The sequence below is a fragment of the Sulfurimonas sp. HSL1-2 genome (assembly GCF_039645565.1).
Lineage (GTDB): Bacteria > Campylobacterota > Campylobacteria > Campylobacterales > Sulfurimonadaceae > Thiomicrolovo > Thiomicrolovo zhangzhouensis.
In genome coordinates this window covers 2,156,976-2,177,154 of the sequence record NZ_CP147914.1, presented here as the reverse complement: position 1 = coordinate 2,177,154, position 20,179 = coordinate 2,156,976, and the positions used below count along the sequence as shown (strand labels likewise).

General features: G+C 49.0%; 21 protein-coding genes. 10 read left to right on the top strand and 11 right to left on the bottom strand.

The genetic code is table 11. The annotated features are described in order from the left end of the window. Window positions 1-506 precede the first annotated feature (506 nt). Complete coding sequence (locus WCX18_RS11140; protein ID WP_345987821.1) at window positions 507-887, top strand: hypothetical protein; 381 nt, start codon at window positions 507-509, stop codon at window positions 885-887. A gap of 71 nt (window positions 888-958) precedes the next feature. On the opposite strand, the gene WCX18_RS11135 is transcribed toward WCX18_RS11140, so the two are convergent. Further along, on the bottom strand, window positions 959-1,222 hold the full coding sequence (locus WCX18_RS11135) for a hypothetical protein (protein ID WP_345987818.1): 264 nt from the start codon (window positions 1,220-1,222) through the stop codon (window positions 959-961). A gap of 141 nt (window positions 1,223-1,363) precedes the next feature. Here WCX18_RS11135 and WCX18_RS11130 point away from each other — a divergent pair, with 141 nt between their 5' ends. From WCX18_RS11130 to WCX18_RS11095, 8 genes are all read left to right on the top strand, one after another. Then, window positions 1,364-3,337 carry a fused protease/ribonucleoside-triphosphate reductase gene (locus WCX18_RS11130; protein WP_345987816.1) on the top strand — a complete coding sequence of 658 codons (1,974 nt, stop codon included), beginning with the start codon at window positions 1,364-1,366 and terminating at the stop codon, window positions 3,335-3,337. A 12-nt stretch (window positions 3,338-3,349) separates the two neighbouring features. Beyond that, on the top strand, window positions 3,350-3,781 hold the full coding sequence (locus tag WCX18_RS11125) for a hemerythrin domain-containing protein (RefSeq protein WP_345987814.1): 432 nt from the start codon (window positions 3,350-3,352) through the stop codon (window positions 3,779-3,781). A gap of 70 nt (window positions 3,782-3,851) precedes the next feature. Next, window positions 3,852-4,283: a hemerythrin domain-containing protein gene (locus WCX18_RS11120; RefSeq protein WP_345987812.1), complete on the top strand. Its 432-nt coding sequence runs from the start codon at window positions 3,852-3,854 to the stop codon at window positions 4,281-4,283. Further along, window positions 4,283-4,531 carry a DUF2249 domain-containing protein gene (locus WCX18_RS11115; protein WP_345987809.1) on the top strand — a complete coding sequence of 83 codons (249 nt, stop codon included), beginning with the start codon at window positions 4,283-4,285 and terminating at the stop codon, window positions 4,529-4,531. Before WCX18_RS11120 ends, WCX18_RS11115 begins: the two co-directional genes overlap by 1 nt. Before the next feature lie 13 nt (window positions 4,532-4,544). Next, window positions 4,545-5,822 (top strand): hypothetical protein, encoded by a 1,278-nt coding sequence (locus WCX18_RS11110; RefSeq protein WP_345987807.1) that lies wholly within the window; start codon window positions 4,545-4,547, stop codon window positions 5,820-5,822. An 89-nt stretch (window positions 5,823-5,911) separates the two neighbouring features. Continuing rightward, window positions 5,912-6,301, top strand: coding sequence for an Rrf2 family transcriptional regulator (locus WCX18_RS11105; protein ID WP_345984817.1), 390 nt, complete (start codon window positions 5,912-5,914; stop codon window positions 6,299-6,301). 98 nt (window positions 6,302-6,399) lie between these two features. Beyond that, entirely contained in the window at window positions 6,400-8,637 is a 2,238-nt protein-coding gene (locus WCX18_RS11100) for a cbb3-type cytochrome c oxidase subunit I (protein WP_345987804.1), read from the top strand. Window positions 8,638-8,850: 213 nt separating this feature from the next. Next, a complete protein-coding gene (locus tag WCX18_RS11095; protein ID WP_345987801.1) occupies window positions 8,851-9,279 on the top strand; it encodes a globin domain-containing protein in 429 nt (142 codons plus the stop codon). An 11-nt stretch (window positions 9,280-9,290) separates the two neighbouring features. On the opposite strand, the gene WCX18_RS11090 is transcribed toward WCX18_RS11095, so the two are convergent. The 6 genes from WCX18_RS11090 to WCX18_RS11065 all read right to left on the bottom strand — a co-directional run bounded on the left by WCX18_RS11090 (window position 9,291) and on the right by WCX18_RS11065 (window position 17,168). Next, window positions 9,291-9,902, bottom strand: coding sequence for a Crp/Fnr family transcriptional regulator (locus tag WCX18_RS11090; protein WP_345987798.1), 612 nt, complete (start codon window positions 9,900-9,902; stop codon window positions 9,291-9,293). A gap of 78 nt (window positions 9,903-9,980) precedes the next feature. Continuing rightward, window positions 9,981-13,073, bottom strand: coding sequence for an efflux RND transporter permease subunit (locus tag WCX18_RS11085; RefSeq protein WP_345987796.1), 3,093 nt, complete (start codon window positions 13,071-13,073; stop codon window positions 9,981-9,983). Beyond that, a complete protein-coding gene (locus WCX18_RS11080; protein ID WP_345987794.1) occupies window positions 13,070-14,128 on the bottom strand; it encodes an efflux RND transporter periplasmic adaptor subunit in 1,059 nt (352 codons plus the stop codon). Before WCX18_RS11080 ends, WCX18_RS11085 begins: the two co-directional genes overlap by 4 nt. Further along, window positions 14,125-15,429 (bottom strand): TolC family protein, encoded by a 1,305-nt coding sequence (locus WCX18_RS11075; protein ID WP_345987792.1) that lies wholly within the window; start codon window positions 15,427-15,429, stop codon window positions 14,125-14,127. The genes WCX18_RS11080 and WCX18_RS11075 overlap by 4 nt, the downstream gene beginning before the upstream one ends. 40 nt (window positions 15,430-15,469) lie before the next feature. Further along, on the bottom strand, window positions 15,470-16,528 hold the full coding sequence (locus WCX18_RS11070; protein ID WP_345987790.1) for a HAMP domain-containing sensor histidine kinase: 1,059 nt from the start codon (window positions 16,526-16,528) through the stop codon (window positions 15,470-15,472). Beyond that, a complete protein-coding gene (locus WCX18_RS11065) occupies window positions 16,515-17,168 on the bottom strand; it encodes a response regulator transcription factor (RefSeq protein ID WP_345987788.1) in 654 nt (217 codons plus the stop codon). The genes WCX18_RS11070 and WCX18_RS11065 overlap by 14 nt, the downstream gene beginning before the upstream one ends. A gap of 205 nt (window positions 17,169-17,373) precedes the next feature. Here WCX18_RS11065 and WCX18_RS11060 point away from each other — a divergent pair, with 205 nt between their 5' ends. After that, the gene (locus WCX18_RS11060) at window positions 17,374-17,898 is read left to right on the top strand and encodes a c-type cytochrome (RefSeq protein WP_345987785.1); all 525 of its coding nucleotides are present in this window, start codon (window positions 17,374-17,376) and stop codon (window positions 17,896-17,898) included. Here the strand turns inward: WCX18_RS11060 and WCX18_RS11055 are convergent. Genes WCX18_RS11055 through moaA form a run of 4 tightly spaced genes read right to left on the bottom strand, consistent with a single transcriptional unit; the run spans window position 17,895 to window position 20,144 of the window. Further along, entirely contained in the window at window positions 17,895-18,332 is a 438-nt protein-coding gene (locus WCX18_RS11055; RefSeq protein WP_345987782.1) for a molybdenum cofactor biosynthesis protein MoaE, read from the bottom strand. The genes WCX18_RS11060 and WCX18_RS11055 overlap by 4 nt on opposite strands. 2 nt (window positions 18,333-18,334) lie before the next feature. Beyond that, entirely contained in the window at window positions 18,335-18,556 is a 222-nt protein-coding gene (locus WCX18_RS11050) for a MoaD/ThiS family protein (RefSeq protein ID WP_345984806.1), read from the bottom strand. 4 nt (window positions 18,557-18,560) lie between these two features. Further along, window positions 18,561-19,166, bottom strand: coding sequence for a hypothetical protein (locus WCX18_RS11045; protein ID WP_345984805.1), 606 nt, complete (start codon window positions 19,164-19,166; stop codon window positions 18,561-18,563). Window positions 19,167-19,178: 12 nt separating this feature from the next. Further along, a complete protein-coding gene (gene moaA, locus WCX18_RS11040) occupies window positions 19,179-20,144 on the bottom strand; it encodes a GTP 3',8-cyclase MoaA (protein ID WP_345987780.1) in 966 nt (321 codons plus the stop codon). Window positions 20,145-20,179 lie beyond the last annotated feature (35 nt).

Sequence of the window (20,179 nt, the reverse complement as noted above, 5' to 3'; positions counted from 1 at the left end):
AGAGGGTGTTCTACACAGTAGAACTTTCATAGGCGATTTTTTCTAAAATCAAGGCGGAATAGTACGAAGCGTACTCATGTACGTGAGTGCCATGACAACGATGAGTTTGGGAAAAAGCGTCTAATGAAAGTGGCTCCGGATACTGGATTATCTCGAATGAAATGAAATAAACTACAAAAGACCATGACAAAGGGCTTTTGCAGCTCTATCACTTACTCTCACATTTCTTCAAAAGTGGTCATTCTTTGGCACGATATGGGCACATTTATGACATGGATATCAAAAGTACTTAGAGATAAATTTCTAATGTAAAATGTATATGGATATAGCCAAAAGCCTTTCTCCCGATAATTTTGAATCTTTCCCAACGAAAATATTTCAACTAATAGAATTATGATTTTTGTGTCAGACACCCTTAAAAGCAATGCGGCTACTATTAATAATTATTATCAATGGAGGTTGATATGAAATTGTGGAGCGTAGTAGCCATACTATTGGTGTGTAGCATGTTATACGGTGAACAAAGTAAAGATGTTCAAAAAGAAGAACTCAAAAAAGCGATGCAAAGCTTTGCATCGGCGCTTGAATTGATCCAGCACGGAATTTTATATAACAAACCTTGGGAGATGCGCAAAGGTGCGCAGTTGCTTGACAGAAGCTCTAAGGATTTTGTGGAACGGCATGGGGATGCACTCGTTTATCATATGCCTGACGACCCAAAATTTGCTCGAAGTTACGCCAAATATACAGCGCTCAGAATTCGGGATAATATCGACAAACTTTCTTCGAGTCTAGGCGGGCCGAAAGACTACAGTAATACTGCCGCCTACTATGCGCATATACTGAATGAATGTGTTGGATGCCATCAGAAGATACGACAGTGGTGATGAGACTGTAAAGCAGGAGGGATGACGATTTAGCACACTATTTTTGGGCAGATAAGGTATGTAGACTCTTGCTAATCAGCCTGTTCAAGTGAATGCTGCATCTTGTCGATCTCCTGTCGCACTTCATTAATATGATCCGGTCTTGCCAATGGCGTTTTCAGCCACTCCACCTGTAGTTCGTATCCTTCATACAGATCAAATAGCATCTGAATATTCTCGTTCATTTCGTCGAGGTTGTGGCAAATGAAATGCTTTCGCGTAATGGTGTTTATGACATCGAGCTGCCACTGATCGCCGACAGACTGGATTTCCACGGTAATGAGCAGTTGTTGCATAGGAACCTTTCAACTTTTAATTTAGTATAACCACTGTTTACGGGCAGCGCTTTGACATGCGTCAATCTGACTTGACGAAAGTCATGGAGTGATCTTGTGAATCAAAATATACTTGCCGGTGATCATTCAGGGAGAAGAGAGATGCAAGACAGTGAAAATGAGATCATGATTTCGGAGCGGTTCGAACTCAAACAACAGATCATCGATATGCTTCAGCAAAGAACGCCGGCATTCGGGTTCGGCGGTTTTGGGGAGGCTACCTATTACCGTACCTACAGCAGGCGTAAAGAAGACGGATCGCAGGAACATTGGGCCGATACGGTCATCCGGGTGATGAACGGCGTGATGTCTGTCAGAAAACAGCATTACGTGAACAGTCGACTGCATTGGGATGAGGGGTATTGGCAGGCGTATGCGGCGGAAATGGCTTCAGCGATGTTCGAGATGAAATGGCTCCCTCCGGGGCGCGGACTTTGGGCGATGGGAACGGAATACGTCTATACCCGCGGCGGTGCCGCGCTTAACAACTGCGGCGCTGTGGACACTGCAGATCTTTCCGCGGCCGCTGACTGGACCATGGACATGCTGATGTGCGGTGTTGGTGTCGGATTCAATACGGCCTGGGATGGTGCAAACGTCGCGCTGCCAGACAAATCGCGCCCGGTACCTTTTGTCATTCCCGACAGCCGTGAAGGGTGGGTTGCGTCGGTCAGGCTGCTGATCGAAAGTTACACCAAAGGAGGAGCCTGGTTCAAATTTGATTACGACTCGATCCGCCCGGCAGGCTCATCGATCAAGGGTTTCGGCGGTACCGCTTCGGGGCCGGAACCGTTAAGTACACTGCATCGAAGGATAGAAAGCTACCTGGACGCGTATTGCTCGGGGGAAACGGAAACGACGCGCTGTACGGCGGACATCTTCAACGCAATCGGTGCCTGTGTCGTTGCCGGCAACGTGCGCCGCAGCGCTGAAATTGCTTTGGGATCGGCAGATGATGGGAGTTTTTTGGAGCTCAAGGATTATGAGCGTTATCCCGAACGCGCCGAGATCGGATGGATGTCAAACAATACGGTAGTCCTGGAAAAAACCGAGGATTTCGCAAAACTTCCGATGATTGCCAAGCATATCATAGCCAACGGAGAACCGGGAATCATGAACCTGATCAATGTGCAGAAGTATGCTCGTTACGGTAAAGAGTCAGATGATCAGGCGTGGCTGGCCAATCCGTGCAGTGAAATCCCGCTTGAGAGCTATGAGCTCTGCAACCTTGCAGAAGTTTTTCCATCCCGATGCGCAGAAGAAAACGATTTTTTCAAGGTGCTCGAATACGCGACATTTTATGCTTCAACGGTAGCATTGATGCCGACACATCGTTCCGAAACCAATGCTATTGTCGTTCGCAACCGACGTATTGGGGTGAGCCTTTCCGGCGTAGCAGACATGCTCGATGATCTTGGGGCAACCGAACTGACCCGCCGTCTGCGCAAAGGATACAAGATTGTGCGGTCGATAAATCGTAAGCTGGCTTCGGATGCCGGTGTGCCGCCGTCGATTCGGGTAACGACAATCAAACCATCAGGCACAATCTCGCAACTGGCCGGAGTCAGTTCCGGCATGCATTTCCCGACATTCCAGTATGCATTGCGCCGGATGCGCGTCGGGAATGATTCCGCCGTCTGTCGTGTACTCAAAGCAGCGGGCATTCCGCATGAACCTGACGTCTACAGTGAAAACACGACCGTCTTCGAATTTCCGATAGACCAGGGAAAGACACGAAAGGCCACCGAAGTTTCCGCCTGGGAGCAGTTTGCGTTTCTCGCCATGCTGCAGCGGGAGTGGAGTGACAACATGGTGAGCTGTACCGTCTATTTTGATCCCGAATCCGAAGCGCATCAGGTTGAGCATATGCTGGCGCAGTTCGCCCCGGTCATTAAATCGGTTTCCATGCTTCCGCACTCTGAGACCGGGGCCTATAAACAGATGCCCTACGAAGGGATCAGCAAAGAGACCTATGACGAAAAGCTGGCAGCAATGCCACGGATCGACTGGAGGTTGTTTTCCGACAGCGACGGGATTGAGAGCCGTTTCTGTTCAAATGACAGTTGTGAGATTTAAAAGGATGAACGTATGATCATGGATGAATTCAAAGCTGAACACCGACAGTGTGATTCGCTCTATGCGGAAGCTGAAAGGGCGGTTGTCGGCGGCGACATAGAAAGGGCCGAAAAACTGTTCGGACAGTTTGTGGAAGAGACCGTCTCGCATATGGAACATGAGGAGCTTCGTGTCTTTTCAAGGCTCGAGGCGGAAGAACAGGCGGGACTGGATCCGATCCGTTTTGAACATATGCAGATCAGGGCGTTGCTCGAGAAGATGCAGCAGCTGCTCGCAGTTGGAGATTTTTCGACGTTTCTAGGGTGGGGAGAGTCTTTCATGATACTGATGCAGCAGCATAACATGAAAGAAGAGCAGCTGCTCTATCCGCTTTGCGATCGGCTCATGGCTGAAGATGCGGAAAAAGACGGCATAGAGATCGAGGGGTGCTGTTTGCGGCCATGACGGAGCATCTTGATTCACATCAATGAGCGAAAGGTCCAAAAGGGGGTAAGATCGCAGTAAAAAAGGATGTATGATGATTCTTGAATTTCTGCGAGATGACCACCGAAAATGTGATTCTGCGTTTGCCGAGACGGAATCAGCTGTTGCCAAAGGCGATCTGGCAGCGGCCAGAGGGGCATTTGAACGATTTAACAGCGAGACCCTTCACCATTTCGCCATGGAAGAGGAGATTCTCTTCCCGGCATTTGAGCAGCGTTCCGGTATGCAGGGCGGCCCGACACATGTGATGCGTATGGAACACGAGCAGGTTCGTGGGCTTCTGGAGCGGATGCGTACGGCATTGGATAACGGAGATTCGAATGGTTTTCTCGGGATGGCGGAGTCGATGATGATTCTGCTGCAGCAGCATAACATGAAAGAGGAGCAGATGCTTTACCCAGCCTGCGACCATACCCTGCAAGGCGATGCGTCGCTGATCATTGACGAGATGAAAGCGCTGTAATGCATGTGATCGAACTGGATGTGCGGATTTTCGAACATCCTGTGCCGTTGGAAAAGGCGATTGCGGCTTTTGCCGCACTCACACAGGGCGAAGTGCTCCACATGATTCATCGAAAAAACCCGCTGCCACTTTTTGATATTCTCGGGAAGCAGGGGGGACGTTACCGCTCTTATGAAGATGAAAACGGCATTTGGCATATTCTGATTGCCAGGGATCCTGCGGTCGACCTGGAGTCTCTGGATGTTTAGCCAGGGGCTCTCTTTGGAACAGGCGCCACCGATCGGCGTCATCCTGCGTTTTTTCCTCATGGTGCCCTTCTTCGGAGTGCTCTTCTCGCTTTTCATGTTCTATTCCGGCAGTGATATGCTCGTGCCGCACGGCCCGTCGGCAGCTGCGGCAGTCCATCTGCTATTCCTTGGCGTCATCGCTATGGCAATGACGGGATCACTCTTCCAGATGCTGCCGGTACTCGCCGGGGTCGTCATCAAAGTACCGACTCGCCATGCCACTGCGGTTCATCTGTTGCTGACCACGGGGACCATGATGCTTGTCTGGGCGTTCATAAGCTTTGAACCTGCGGCATACGCTCTGGCAGGCTTGTTGCTGGGGAGTGCCGTGTTCTGGCTGGCACTGCTGATGCTTCCTCCCCTGCTACGGCAGCGAGATGCCAAAGATACCGTACGCGGGATGCAGATCGCACTTGCCTCTTTTGCAGTAGCAGTACTTTTGGCATTGGCAATGCTTTACATGTTTGCACAGGGAGAAATGTCTGTTTCGCATGAGGCAATCCGCGCCTCCCATTATAGTTTTGCCCTGGTGGGATGGATGGGGATGCTCATCATAGCGGTGGCATTCCAGGTCATCGAGATGTTCTATGTGACACCCCCGTACCCAGGATTCTGCAAAAAGTGGGCCTGGGCAATACTCTTTGCGTCACTCATGCTGAAAATGATCTGGTTAATCTTCTCATTGCCGTATGCAGCTGTTTTCGATACATTCATTGCAGTGACATTGTTAGGATTTGCTGTGATCACATTCCGGCGCCTGTCGCAGCGGAAACGTCCCGTAGCGGATGCTACGGTATGGTTCTGGCGAATGGGCATGGCGCTGCTGCTTTTAGCGGTTTTGGGGTGGTTTTGTTATACCGTAAGCGGTGAGTCGGCCCTCATTCCTATGATGCTGGTCGCCTATGGGGGATTTGCACTCAGTGTGGTTTTCGGGATGATGTACAAGATCGTACCATTCCTGGTCTGGTTTCATCTGAACAGCCAGGGATATTTCGATGCGCCTGTCATGACGGAGATCATATCGCCAAAACGCGCAAAGCTCCATGTCTATCTTGCCTTGATGTCGTTTTTGTTTTTGTTCGGCAGCTTTGAATTTGATGTGCTGTTGCCATGGGCTGCGCTCGCCATGTTATTGAGTTTTATGCTGCTGGGGATGAATCTGCTCAGTGCAGCGAATGTTTACCGCCGGAAGCGAAAGTCCGGTACCCCGATGGATCTTTCCGCATTTTCCGACATGAGTATGAAATCGTGAGAAGAGCCTGCGACGCTGCAGCATAGGTGATTGTTAGGAAAAGCAAAAAGATTATATGCAGGTGAATCTCTTCGGTATAATCAGAAACCATGAAACTGAGTAAAACAGCTGAATATGCATTGTCTATCATGGCCCAGCTCGCCAGTGCAAAAAGTGTTGTCAGTGTGAAGACATTGCATGAACGCCTGAACATACCATTTCAATATACCTCCAAAACACTTCGAATGCTGTACCGATCCAATCTGGTAATCACCGAGCAGGGAAGAGAGGGCGGATATCGTCTTTCGCGTTCGGCCGAAACGATCATGCTCAGCGACATTGTTGAAGCTGTGGAGCCTGGATATAATTACGTCAACTGTATCATGGGCCGTGACAGGTGTGATTCAGATAAACCGTGTGCTCTTCATGAGCAATGGGCAAAGCCCAGAGAGCAGATCCGCAGAATGCTTCAAGAAACAACGCTTAGCAGTATCTCCTAGATAAAACATTCCCGATCTTGATCGATATCAATGCAGTGAAATTGGCAAAGCATTATAGTTCCATTAAATACTACCTAAAGGTATGATTTAAGGAGTTGATGATGGAAACATCGTTTATGGAAAAACTGATGAGCAGAAAGAGTTTGTATGCTTTTTTCTGGATTATCGGTACCTTCATGGTCACGATACTGATTTATTACACGGCTACATTGCAAAAAGAGGTGCCACCGATTCCCAAACAGGTGGTCAGCGAGAGCGGAAAAGTACTTTATACCTATGATGACGTCGTCGCCGGCAAAGGCTACTTTCAGCAGTTTGATTTAATGGATTACGGCACGCTGCTTGGTATGGGTGCCTATCTCGGTCCGGATTTCTCGACGGAGTTTATGCATAAGCGGGCTGAATCACTATATAGGTCCTATGCGCGTTCATTGTTCGGGAAGCCATTGGATAGACTTGATGATACGGAGTTGGCTGGTGTAAAAGCACGTACCATACGCGACTTCAAAAAACAGACATTGCTTGATGAAGCAGGTGTTGTTTATACGGAGGCTTCGGCCAAAGCCTATGAACATAACGTAGATTACCTCGTGAACTTTCTTGTCAACGGTGACCATGAACGCGCATGGCGTGCGGGCGTTATCCGCCAAGATGAAGCGAAAAAAATTGCCGCTTTTGTCGACTGGTCGCAATTAGTCGCATCTTCCTTGCGCCCGGGTACGGACCGGACCTGGTCAAATAACTGGCCATCTGAACCGCTCATTGATCAGGATGTTCAATGGGTATCGCATTTTTATTCACTTTGGGAATTTTTGATCTTGTGGGCAATGACGATCGGTGTCATTTATCTGGCATACGAATTTTTGTTCAAAGGCGAAGCGGATGAAGAGAAACATCTCGAGCCGGCGCTTAAGATCACGAAGCTGTTTCCATCGCAGGAAAAACTTCTCAAGTACGTCCCGATAGTGGCGCTCTTTATCCTGCTTCAGCTTGTCCTCGGCGGGTATTTGGCACATATTTATGTTGATCCGACGGAAAACTTTATTCTATCCCAGGACATTCTTCCGTTTAATGTCATGCGTGCGCTGCATACCAATCTCGCCATTGTGTGGGTAGCCGTTGGCTGGTTGGTGGGCGGTCTCTTGATCGCGCCGCTTGTCGGCGGAGAAGACCTGAAATTCCCCAGACTCGTGGACGTGTTATGGGTTGCCTTGCTAGTTGTCGGCGGTGGCGGTCTTATAGGGATATATCTTGGTGCGACCGGCCAGATGCGTGATGTCTGGTTCTGGTTCGGAAACGAAGGGCGAGAGCTACTTAATTTGGGACGGGTCTGGGATATCGGACTTGTTATCGGTCTCGTACTTTGGTTCGGTATGGTCTACTCTACTGTTCGCAAGGCCCGTAAAAATAATTTGTTGGTCGGAACCATTATCTGGTCGGCTTTCGGAATTGCAACACTTTATATCGCGGGGATGATGCCATTAACAGATATCATGCCTAACTACACTGTTGACGATTATTACCGATGGTGGGTTGTTCACCTCTGGGTAGAATTGACATTTGAACTCTTCGCAGCGGGTGTGTTGGCATTCTTGACCGTAGCGCTTGGGCTGGTTTCGAAACGTACGGCAGAACGCGTGATGCTTTTTGAGCTTGGACTGATTATGATGAGCGGTACGCTCGGGGTCGGACATCACTACTGGTGGCAGGGACTTGACGAATACTGGATTGCTGTAGGGGGCATCTTTTCGGCGATGGAGCCGCTGCCGCTAGCGCTTCTGATGATTGAGGCAATCAAAGAGCGTAGTCATATTAAGAGCCTTGGAAAGGAATTCGTCTTCAATGTACCATTCCTGTGGCTTGCGGGTTCGGCATTTCTAAACTGGTTTGGTGCTGGCTTTTTGGGTATGGTCATCAATACGCCCACAATCAGCTATTACTCTCACGGCACCTACTTGATCATGCCGCATGGGCATGTGGCACTGCTCGGGGCCTTCGGATACATAGCGATAGCGTTTATCTATATGACGGCACGCGCCAATGCACTGGCAAAGAATCTTGAATGGGATGATCGGCCTAGCCTTTGGGGATTTTGGCTGTTGACCGTCGGGGTGGTGCTTTATGCGCTGCCGACATTGATCATAGGATTTGAACAGACGTCAACTGCACATGAATTTGGTTATTACGCAGCACGCAGCCGTGAAACGATAGAGGCGCTCAGCGGATGGATGTGGTTCCGCATTCTTCCAGACGGTACGATGATACTTGGAGGATTGGTCATTCTCTATGATACAACGAGAAAAATCTATTTCAGCAAGGTGCTGCATAGGGGCTAGGCCCCTTGCAGTTAAATGCTTATCTGTCGGACGGTGCCCATCATTTTTTAACTTCAACAACTGACATTCGCGCCAGGCTTTCCCTTGGCATTTTTTAAGAAAATATTAAGATTATAGCATAAAATATATACAATTTTATTGCACAAAAATACAGCCATCACTGATAAAATCATCAAACATCGATGCTACATTTTGACATATAAAGGATTTGACATGAGTCTATCAAAAGAGACAATTGAGATTGTAAAAGCAACCGCAAAACCGGTCGCAGAAAATGCAGAGGCGATTACGGCGAGAATGTACGAGATCTTATTTGAGTCCCATCCGGAGACGAAAGCACTGTTTAGCGATGCTTCTCCTGATCAGCACAAAAAACTGGCGGCGGCAGTTGGCGCATATGCCGCCAATATCGAGCGCCTCGATATCCTGGGTGATGCACTGGATAAGATGGCGCAGGCGCATGTGCGTACCGGTGTGAAGCCGGAACATTATCCGATGGTCGGTGTTTCACTGCTGGGCGCCGTAAAGGATGTACTTGGTGATGCTGCTACCGACGAGGTGCTTACAGCTTGGAAAGAGGCATATTTCTATTTGGGCGATTTGCTGATCGCCCGCGAAAAGGAGCTTTACGCTGCGGCGTAAAGGAGTGTCTTCTATGGGAGAACCTCCCACCCCTCCACACTGTTGACGACTTTACCTTCATGCTGCAACTTTTTGAGTGTTCGCGAGAAGGTCTCCGGTGTCAGGTTCAGAATATTCGCAATTTCGTAATGACGCATTGTTTTAAGCAGCTCAGGAGATTTCCGGATAAAGTTGATAACGCGTTCGGATGCGTCCATGACCAGGCCACGTTCAATGACTGATTCAAGCATACGTATTTTCTTACTAAGTGAAAGCAGAAGAACACGGGCAAGTTCCTGATTGCTGAGAAACATTGACTCGAAAGCGTCGTAGTTGATCAAGAGCACCTCGCTGTCGGCTTCGAACACGGCGGTGGCCGGGTAGGGGATGCGATGCAGCACGGCGACTTCTGCCACCAATGAGACGGGCGTAAAATGATGAAGGATGATCTCTTTGTCGCTGCTGGAGGTTTTGAAAAGCTTCAGGATTCCCTTGGTCAGGACCACCAGATCATTCGGAGCGTCTCCTTCAAAAAAGAGTATTTCCCCCTTTCGGAATCTACATTGTCTTGCGATTTCGGTCAGTTTTGAGAAGGTCTCCTCGTTGAGATCTTCAAAAAGTGGCAGTGATCTTAATGGGTTCATAGGATAATCGTAACTTCACTCTCTTGCGTATCTGATACGTCATTTCGGTTTGCAATTATTATAACGAAATGAAAAACATCAGCCCTGTGCCTTTTTGCTTTGGGTCCATATAAAAACCAGTGGAATAAAGAGCAGTGTTAGAAATGTGCCGACGATCAGACCTCCGATTGCTACGGCACCCAGTGGAGCAAGCCGTTCCAGGCCTATGGCATTCCCCACGGCGATGGGCAGCATTCCTGCCGAGACGGCAAAAGCAGTCATTAATACCGGTCGGGTCCGGATTCGGATACTCTCCAGCATCGCTTCTGCAGCATTCATCCCTGCCATCATCCTCTCTTTTGCAAAGTGGATCAGTAATATCGCGTTATTGACGATGACACCCGAAAGCAGAATAAAGCCCATCATGGCGGGCATAGAAGTATGGTAGTGCATCAATAGCATCATCCACGATGCTCCTATGATTGTCAGCGGGATGGAAAGGACTACAATGAAAGAAAGCTTCAGGGACTCAAAAAGAACAACAAGTGTCAGTAAAATCAGGATAACTGCAAACCCTATGGCGACGACCATCCGTCCTGCAGAATCTTTGAACTGCTTGATATCACCACTCTGCTCCATCGTGACACCTTCAGGGAGAGTGATTTTCATGAGAGCCGCTTCCAGGGAATCCATAATGTGAGAGATGGCTGCTTTTTCGCGATATCCGTAAATATTGAGTGTGTATTGCAGCCCCTCACGCGTAATCAGGGATGGACCGATATGCTCTGTAACTTCAGCGACAGCACCAAGAGGGATTTTGCCTTTTGGCGTATCAATAATCCAACTGGCAAGTTGGATTGAGGAAGCCCGCTGGTGCGGTTTCAGCTGAATCCACACTGTTAAATCCTCGATATTGCTTTCCGGTACTGAAGCAAGAGCGGAACCATAGATTTGTGATTGCAGCTGAGATGCAATCTGTTCACGGTCAGTACCGTAATAATGTGCTTTTCGCTCGTCGAGCTTCAGGTCGAAGACCTTCTTGTCACGTTCCCAGGTTTTTGATACAGATACCAGCCCTTGCGTCTGATACAGTGCCTTTGCGACAAGATCACCAGCCTGTACGAGCGCATTCAGGTCATCACTGAACAGTGTAACATCGACATTGGCGCGGATATTCGCAAGCGCCGTTGCGCCAAAATCGACGACGTCAAACTGTTTGACGTCGGGCAGTTTTTGCAGTTTTGATCGAATCAGGCGAGCGATCTCCCAGATGTTTTCTTCACGATGGAACCGGTCAACGTACGTCGCCGTGACGGACAGCTGGTCTTCGCTGCCTCCGCTGCCGATGCTGAGAACACCTGCTTCAGAACCGATTGACGCGGAGAGATAGCGCAGTTCCCCGCTGCTTTCAAGAATGGTATTGACGCGCTGTATGACAGCTTCACTCTTTTCGATGGGGAGGTTCGCATCCATGATCATATTTACTTTGAGCGCACCCGTATCCATAGGCGGCATCAGTTCACGCCCGACAGTCGGCATAACACCTCTAGCACTAATGATGAAAAGCAAAACCAGTACGATGACATAACCGATCGCAGCCAGCTTTGAGCGAAGGGCGAGTTTGACTGCAGAGGCAAAAAAGTATTGGACATGGTCATTGAAACGCATGATGAAGCGGTTAAATATAGCTTCACTTCTTTCCAGCCGTGGATGCTTTATGGCCAATATTTTCAAAGAGAGTAGCGGGACCGCGGTAATGGAGATGATGTAGGAGGCGACCAGAGCAAGCAGAAGCGTACCGACGAGCGGCTGGAATACGGTTTGCGGGTAGCCGCCGACAAAAAGCATCGGGGAAAGGGCGATCATGGTAGTGATCGTGCCGGAAAGATCGGCGAACATTATCTCTTTTGTCCCGGTAATTACGGCTTGATCAATGGTGTCGTGCAGCGTCTTAAAATGGCGTTCGATGTTTTCCATTACGACGACCGTATCATCCAGAAGGAGACCGAGCGCAAGAATGATCGCCGTCATGGTAACGACGTTGATCTCGATCCCGACGAGCCACATCAGTGCGACGGTACTGGCATAAACCAGAGGGATGGTCGCCATAACGACAAGAATCTGTCGGAAACTTCCGAGGAACAGAAAAACGACGAGTGTCGAAAGGATAATCGCATCACGCAACGATTCGAACATATTGGTCGTACTCTGTACGATAGTATCCTTCTGTGTATCCGTGACACTGATCTGCAGGTTTGTGAACTCAATTGCGATTTTCTGCATTTCTCTTTCGACGGTTTCGATAGCGGCGATGACATCGGCGTTTTCATTGCGCTGTACCGCAAGCGCGATCGCCGCATTTCCGTTGCCATAATAGAGGGCGCGGTTGTCGCCGTGTCCGAAGTTGATTTCAGCAATGTCTCCAAGGGAAATGTTTGCGGAGATGGGGAGTGCCTTCAGCGATTCAACTTCCTCTCTTTGCCCGCTTGAACGCAGAAGATAACGCGTTTCCTCGTTTTGCAAAAAGCCGATGGCGAAATCAGCGTCATTGCTTTTGAGTGCACCTATGACACTGTCCAATTTCAGTCCGAAACGTTCCATCTTGTGCCTGTCGAGCGAAATCCGGACGCTTTTTTCATGTCCGCCAAAAAGATCAACGTTGGCAACACCTGGAAGTTTCAGCAGGCGGTTTTTGATTGTACGCTCCGCCAGACGACGGATCTCTTCCAAGGGAATCGTATCATCCTTCGAATGCAGCGCATAAGTAACGATCGGGGCCGTGGCAGCCGTTATTTTAATGAACTGCGGATCTTGTATAGACGTCGGCAGTACTGCACGGATTTTTGAGAAAGCGGCACTGACATCGTTCAGTGCGTCGTCCAAATCCTTGTCATATTCGAATTCCGCACGGATGACTGTAACCTCGTCAATCGTTGAGGAGTACACGCGTCGGACGTTGTCGATGGTATAGAACTTCCGTTCTGCCGGGACGGCGATATTGGCTGCCATATCTTCGGCAGACGTACCGGGTGAAGCGATCACTACAGCGATTTCCGGATAGTTTGAATCGGGGAAGAGCTTGCGGTCAAGCTTGCCGTAGCCGACCAGTCCCAGAAAGACAAAGAGCACCAGGAATGAGTATATAAAATAGGGACGTCGCAACAGGCGTTCCGTAAAGCTATTCGATGTCATGGATGTTCTGTCGCCTCGTGGCTGTTTTGTAGGGCCAGCGCTGCTAATTTGGTCGCAGATGCGACAGCGACACTGCTTTCGGGGCAGGGTTCTACAGCTGCATAAGACCCGTCACGCGCAAGCACGTCGACTGCCAACGGCACAAATGCTCCATTGCGGTTTTCCAAGACTGTCTGGGACTTCCCGCTTTTGAACAATGCTTTTTCCGGGACACTGCAATGCATAATCTTTTGAAGTTCGACTGCCACCGGGACAGCCTCTCCATGCACAAATGCAGATTTCGGATCCAGTGCAATTTCGGCCTCGTAAAGTCCCTGCGGTGCGTCGGCATACCGGGAAACGACGTTCCCAATAAAGATGCCATGGCTATGTACAGCGGCATTTTGGGGTATGGAAAGGGTTGTTGGATAAGCGATTCGGGCGATTTTAGGTTCCGAGTGCAGTTCTATAAGCCCTTTCCCGGGTACAGTGACATCCCCTATTTCTATATCAACCGTGCCGATGATTCCATCATACGGTGCACGGAGTTCGTAATAGGGGAGCTGCTGTTTCTGTATTTGAAGAGTGGCATCGAGTTCTGTCAACAAGGCGGATTTGTTTACAAGCGAGAGGCGAGAAGTATCATAGCGTTCTTCGGATATGGCTCCGGCTTTGAAGAGGAGTGCATCTGAATGAAACCGTTTTGAAAGTACTGCCACTTCACTCTCAAGTGCTGTTTTTTTGCCTTCGAGTGCTCGAATTGTTTTTTGCACGTCGCCAGAATCAAGCCGGACAAGCAGGTCGCCCTTTCTGACTCGTTGCGACTCATGGACCGGTATTTCGACGACGACACTGCTGTAGCGAGTCGCGAGTTTAGAGAGTTGCTTTGACTGGATATGGGCCAGTGTTGGATATGAAGTGATAATCTCACGGTCAACCGGTGTAAATATGTCAACATTGGCGATGTGTTTTTGCGGAACTGGCAGTGAGGTAATTTCCGCTTTTCTGTTCAGCAACAGTAATGCGCCCGAGATGAGGAACGCGAGAGCGATAAGCAAGAAAACGTATTTTTTCATTGTGTATCTCCTTGTTCATAGAGGTATTCGAGGATGTAATATGCCTTTAAAAGGGCATATCGCGATGAAAGCATTTCACTCAGTATCATTTGGGTTTTCGCTTTCTGTAACAGGAAATCGTTCATGCTGATCTCCCCCTCCTGGTAGCGGAGCGTCTCGATCTCCTCTGTTTTTTGTGCGAGTGCATACTCTTTTTTCGCCAGTTCGTACCGTCGTTTTGCCGTATTGAAACTGATGGTCCCTTCACGGCGATCCTGCTCGACTTGTAGTACGGTATGCGCTTTGGAATGTTTTTGCTGTATTTTCAGGATACGGGCTTGTTGTTGCTTGGCTGAACTGGTCCCGAAATCCAATATGTTCCACTGCAGATTGAGGCCGATATTCCAAAGTTCTTGATGTTCCCAGTTTCCGCTGTATGGATTGGTCGGGTCATTGGGGCCGAAACTGTAGCCGTAGTAGCCTTCTATCCCCGCCTGCGGAAGTGAGGACGCGTGGCTTTTGTGCTCATTTTTCTCAGTTTGGTCAATGAGAAGATCGTTGATCTGTATCCGCGAAGAGCTTGCCGCATCCCTCAGGGATTGCAAGGACGGAACGATTGGAATATCTTCCAGTGGTATAAGAGGACGGGTTCCCCCGGTCAGTACGGTTAAAAGACCGACCATGGATTCTCTCTGAGCCGCGAAAAGCTCGGCATTGGTTTCACTGCCGAGGCGTTCCGCATCGACTTTTAGAAGTTCGACCTCCGCTTTTTTCCCGAGAGATACCATTCTTTTCGTAGCGCTATAGAGGGTTTCCATTGCTTCGGAATAGTGTTCCCATGCTTTTGCATTGGCTTGTGCGCCAAGGGCGTCAATATATGCACTGCGGATTGTGAAAATGAGCTCTTCACGCGCAAGACGATATTTCAAGGAAGCAATCTTTCTTTGAAGCTCGGCGACCGCTTCAGTATCCTGCAGTTCATATCCACTGAATAGCGAAGCCTGGTAGTGAATCCCTGCCGAGAAAAGATCCTGGGTTGTCGCGATTTTAGACGCACCTGTTGCAATGGCGGCGGGAGTGAGCGGAAAAAGCGTTCTGGGAGTATTGTAATGCGAGTAATTTGCTACTGCTTCGATCTTCCCGAAATGCCTTGATGCGCTTTCTCGCTTTTGTTCATCTGCCAGCGATATCTGCAGGTCAGCTGATTGAAGCTGCTGATTGTAAGTAAGTCCCAGAGCAACAGTCTCCTCCATGCTCATTGCATAGAGGAGCGAACTGATTGGCAAGAGGAGGTAAAAAAGTTTTTTAAACAACATCGGCATTCAACTGTCTATTGGAATGCGATATCGTAGAATGACGCTGTTAGCGGAATGTTAATGAGATCGAGGTGCCGCGTTCTGTTGAAAGAACATCGATGTGGACCTGCATGGCATCACAGAGGCGTTTGACAATATCAAGCCCAATACCACTACCGTATTGCTCGGAGTAGCTGCGCTCGAAAATACGTTCAGGACGCTTGATCCCGATTCCTTCATCTGCAATTGTCAGTTTTTTATCTTTGTAAGTGAGTGTTATCTTGCCAGAATCTGCACTGAATTTGCATGCATTGGAGAGCAGATTGTCCAGAATCTGCCGCAGGGCTGCTGCGTTTGCCTGAACATTTCTTTCATGGATTGCTACTTCAAAATGCTGGTGAGGATAGAGCTGCCGATATTCCGCGAGCAGGGAATCAACCATCTGTTCAAGATCTATCAGCTCGGGCGTATAGGACCCCTCGTGTAGAAGATACCTCAGGTTCTTGTGCAGATCGGAAATGGCATCAGCACTTTTTTGAAGACGGTCCAGTGCGGAATGATTATGCAGCAAGGGTTCTTTGCGCAATGCTTTGAGGTTCAGCCCGATTGATGTTACCGGTGTATTGAGATCGTGGATCAAATCTTTGGCAAAGCGATCGAGCTCGCGTATGCTTTTTTGCAGCGGTGCGATAGCGTTTCGTGCGAGAATAAAGCTGATGATTGCGAACAGGAGCAGTAGAAGAAACTGCGTTCCGGCGACAACGAAAAAGAGCCTGTTGCGTTGTTCTTCAAAATGCGTGGTGTTCTTGGTAATGAAGATATAAACACCTTTTTCATTGCCAGGTACCCATTTTTCGAATTGATCGTTCCTTTGGTTGAAATTGTCGATGCTGAAATGTTCAAATGTTCTTTGCTCATATCGGTGCGTATAGCCTTCCAGACCTTCAGTGCTCTCGCCGACTTTGAGCCGTTTGGCGTACTCTATGAGGGAAAAATGTTCCATTTCAAGCAGTTGGTGCTGCATCTGGGAATAGTAGAAATGACCTGCTGTCAGGATGAGAAGAGCAACACTTATAAAGTAGGTGAGGAAAAACTTCCAGAAAGCCCTTTTTTCACTTGATTTCAAGCCGGTACCCTACATTTTTTACTGTCTGAATGGGAAGGCCGATTTTGCGCAGTTTGTTGATCCTTACCCGTAATGCGCCTTCGCTGGCCTCTTCACCATGCGCTGTTTCAAAAAGGATGTCCTCCTTTGTCAATGTGGTGCCGGAGTGCCTGAAAAAAAGCCTGACCAGTCGACGTTCGTAGTCACTCAACGGGATGAATACACTCTTTCTGTACAGTTCACCGCGATCGATGTGAAATGAAAGGTCTCCTATTTCTATGGTCTCAAGGATGCCTTGATAATACTGCCGGATCAGTGCTTTGATACGGATCATCAGTTCGTCGAAATCGAAGGGTTTTTTGAGGTAATCGTTGGCACCGCTTTGAAACCCCTGTGATAGTGAACGTATATCCTGCAAAGCGGTAATGAATATGGCCGGGGTGTCGATTGCGGCGTCACGTAGAGATCGTAGGGCAGTGAAGCCATCTGTCCCGGGAACATTGACGTCCAGTAGCAGCAAATCGAACGAGGTGGTTGCGGTAGCATCTATAGCTGCAGTGCCGTCCCGGACCCAAGAAACCTCGTACCCTTCATCTTCAAGTAGAAAGATAAGGGATTCGGCAAGTGTGACATCGTCCTCAAGTAGTAAGATGTCCGCCATATCGTCTCCTTAGTGAGAATAACAGTTTTCCATCACCTTGTTAGCGCCATATTAACGGCCTGCCATATGAGTCTTTTTTTCGTTGAATTGGTACTATTTTACCTGTTTTACTCAGGTGATATGCATGATGCGGGTCAATGGGTTTTGCCCAAAAGGGGAGTATGCTTTGGAAGGTAGAGTTTGATCTTTTAATAAAGGAGAGACGGTGAAAATTCATTACCCTGTTTATTTCGCTCTTGTGACTATCTTGCTTCATGGATGTGAATCAAACCCTGTCATGGATAAAGAACCCTGCGATAGCAATAGCCATACCCTGGCGAAAGAAGACAGCAGGGGAAAAGCTTATATAGCTATGCAGCGTGAATACAATGAAATTGATAGCACTGCTTATCTGGAAAGGTATGTCGTGGACGTCATCAATCAAGGTTCCGATGTGCTTGGGCTTCCGGCCGGGAGTATGGCAGCAGGTTTTTCCGATCCTTCCGATGCTCAGATAATTGCTGCATATGTTGTCTCTATCGCGGGCAAAAGCCCCGTCAATCCGGAATACATTCAGGAGGGCAGTCTCTATTATGCCGGTAACTGTTCGGGGTGTCATGGCAGTGATGGCAAAGGGATGGGCGGGGCCTATCCGGACCTGACACTGCCGATGTTGGAAGGCATAAAACTGAAAAAAAGTGCATTGCAGCGTCAGATTGATGCTATCGGAGAAAAAAGAGCTGCTGACTAGACGAGTATTCCACTGCCCTCAATTGGTGCGGAGCGGTCGGCGGCATAGATGCGCCGCCCATTGACGAGATCATATTTCCAGATAGGGGCGCTAGCCTTGAAGCTTTCGACAAATGTTTCAATCATTTCGAGTGCTGTCCGGCGCTTCGGTGAGAAAACGGCAGCAATATAAGACGACGTGTGTACGGGAACATCGCCACGGCTGTGCGCCATTTTCACGAGGGCATCTTTCGTTTTCGCTCTTTGCTGCCATTCGGTGAACCACCGGTTCAGGAGCGGATCATAGATGTCAAAGCTCAGGCCGTCAACGCCGTTTTCTTCTCTGACTGTGCCGATAAAGGGGATAAAGGCCCCATAGTTTTTAAGGGATTCTTCCTCATACCAGCGTTTGAGGATGAGCGGGACGTTTAGTGGTCCGTGATGGATTTCCAGCATCTTCAGCCTCCGCATACCGGCGGAAGCAGCGAGACCCTGTCCCCGTCTTTCAGCGGCATGTCCAAAGCGGTAACCAGTGTATCGTTGATGGCAACGGCACACGTTTCCAGCCAAGGACGTATCGTTTCGTTCAAACGTATCTGGTCTGCGACTTCAGCCAGGTTCGCAGCTTTTATTTCAAGGACAAGATTGCCTATTGGGCCCAGACAATGTACGGTAATCATTCAGCTACTCCTTATGTATGGTGATCAAATCGGGGTTTGACCGGTCTGCAAGGATAGCCGCAACGTTCTGCTGCCAAAGGCGGCCGAATGCTTTCTTCTCTTCAAAAGAAGATGTGCCCATGGCGACAGCCTTCATCAGTTCCGGGGGAATCTGCGCAGTTGGTGCGGCTGAAGGGTTATAGTTTAAATAGATTGTGTCTCCCGTTCTCTTGCATGTCATCATGACTGGTTCCGGCAGCACACGGTGAAAGTGTAGAAGTGCGTTTCGTGCAAAGTTGCCCTGCAACCCTTTGAATCCTTCGTCACCTGCTGCACCGGTGATGAGTCCTAGAACATTCCCGATGACGCCATTTGTTCCCTCCTCGCGGCTGCCCCGGATAGTGACAGCAATATCTCCCCGTTGCGGGACACTGTCCGGGTAGAGGGCATCGATGCCTTTGAGCGCCATCAGATACGCGCCGGCAACTGTCGGACAGGAGTGGCCGGCGAGCTTGACGGCATCGAGGTAGCTGTAGGTGATGATCCCGTCACCAATCGCACCCAGCAGGTCGGCGAGGGGATCATAAAGGGTGATCGTAGGTGCCTGGTCGAAAAAAGTCGGGTAATTCATGTCGGTGAGCCTTTATCCACCCGTCTGGTAGAACGCCCGCGTCGAGACTTCGGAGTCATTGGCGTTCCAGCGGTTTTTTTCGGGTTTGTTGAAGACGACGGTTCTCAACACCTGTTCAGCCTGATCAAGATCATTTTCACGCAAAGCATCTTTGACACTCATGGCCTCATCGAAGTACAGGCAGGGAATGAGATCGCCTTCCGCAGTGAGTCTGATGCGGTTGCAAGTGGCACAAAAATCGTGTTTATGCGGTTCGATCGTTCCAAAACGGCACCCGTCTGTGCATTCATAGAGTGTCGCCGGACCATCACTGCCGATCAGCACGGGGCTGAAACTGACATGCTTACCCAGAATGTCCAGAATCTCATCACTTGTCAGCCCCTGCACATGGCTGCTGGCAAAACTGTTCTCCATGTATTCGATGAAACGGATTTGCGCCCCAAGCCCTTTGGCATATTCGAAAAGGGCAATGACTTCATCCTCGTTTACCTTTTTCATGATGACACTGTTGATCTTGACTTTCAGGCCTGCTTGTACAGCGGCTTCAATCCCAGCCTTGACTTTGTCTAAAACATCTTTTTTTGTAATGGCATGCAATGTCTCTTTTTGCATGGAATCGAGGGAAACATTGATCCGTTTCAATCCTGCATTGCTGAGCCGTTCAACCATCGGTTCCAGTAGGTAACCGTTGGTAGTGAGCCCGATATCGACATCTGGTGCATACTCGATGATCATGGCGATCAGGTGGTCCAGATCGTCACGTGTCAAAGGTTCGCCCCCCGTTAAACGTATTTTCGTGATCCCTTGGTCGATCCCGATGCGTATAAACGAGTAGAGCTCTTCATAGCTGAGCAAATTTTCACGGGGAACCCAGCTGAAAGGTTTTTCGGGCATGCAGTACTGGCAGCGGAAATTACACCGTTCGGTGACCGAGACTCTCAGATAGGTCACGTCTCTGCCGAATTGGTCGCGCAGCATGGTAAATCCTTTTTTTGCTTGTATTATGGACATCA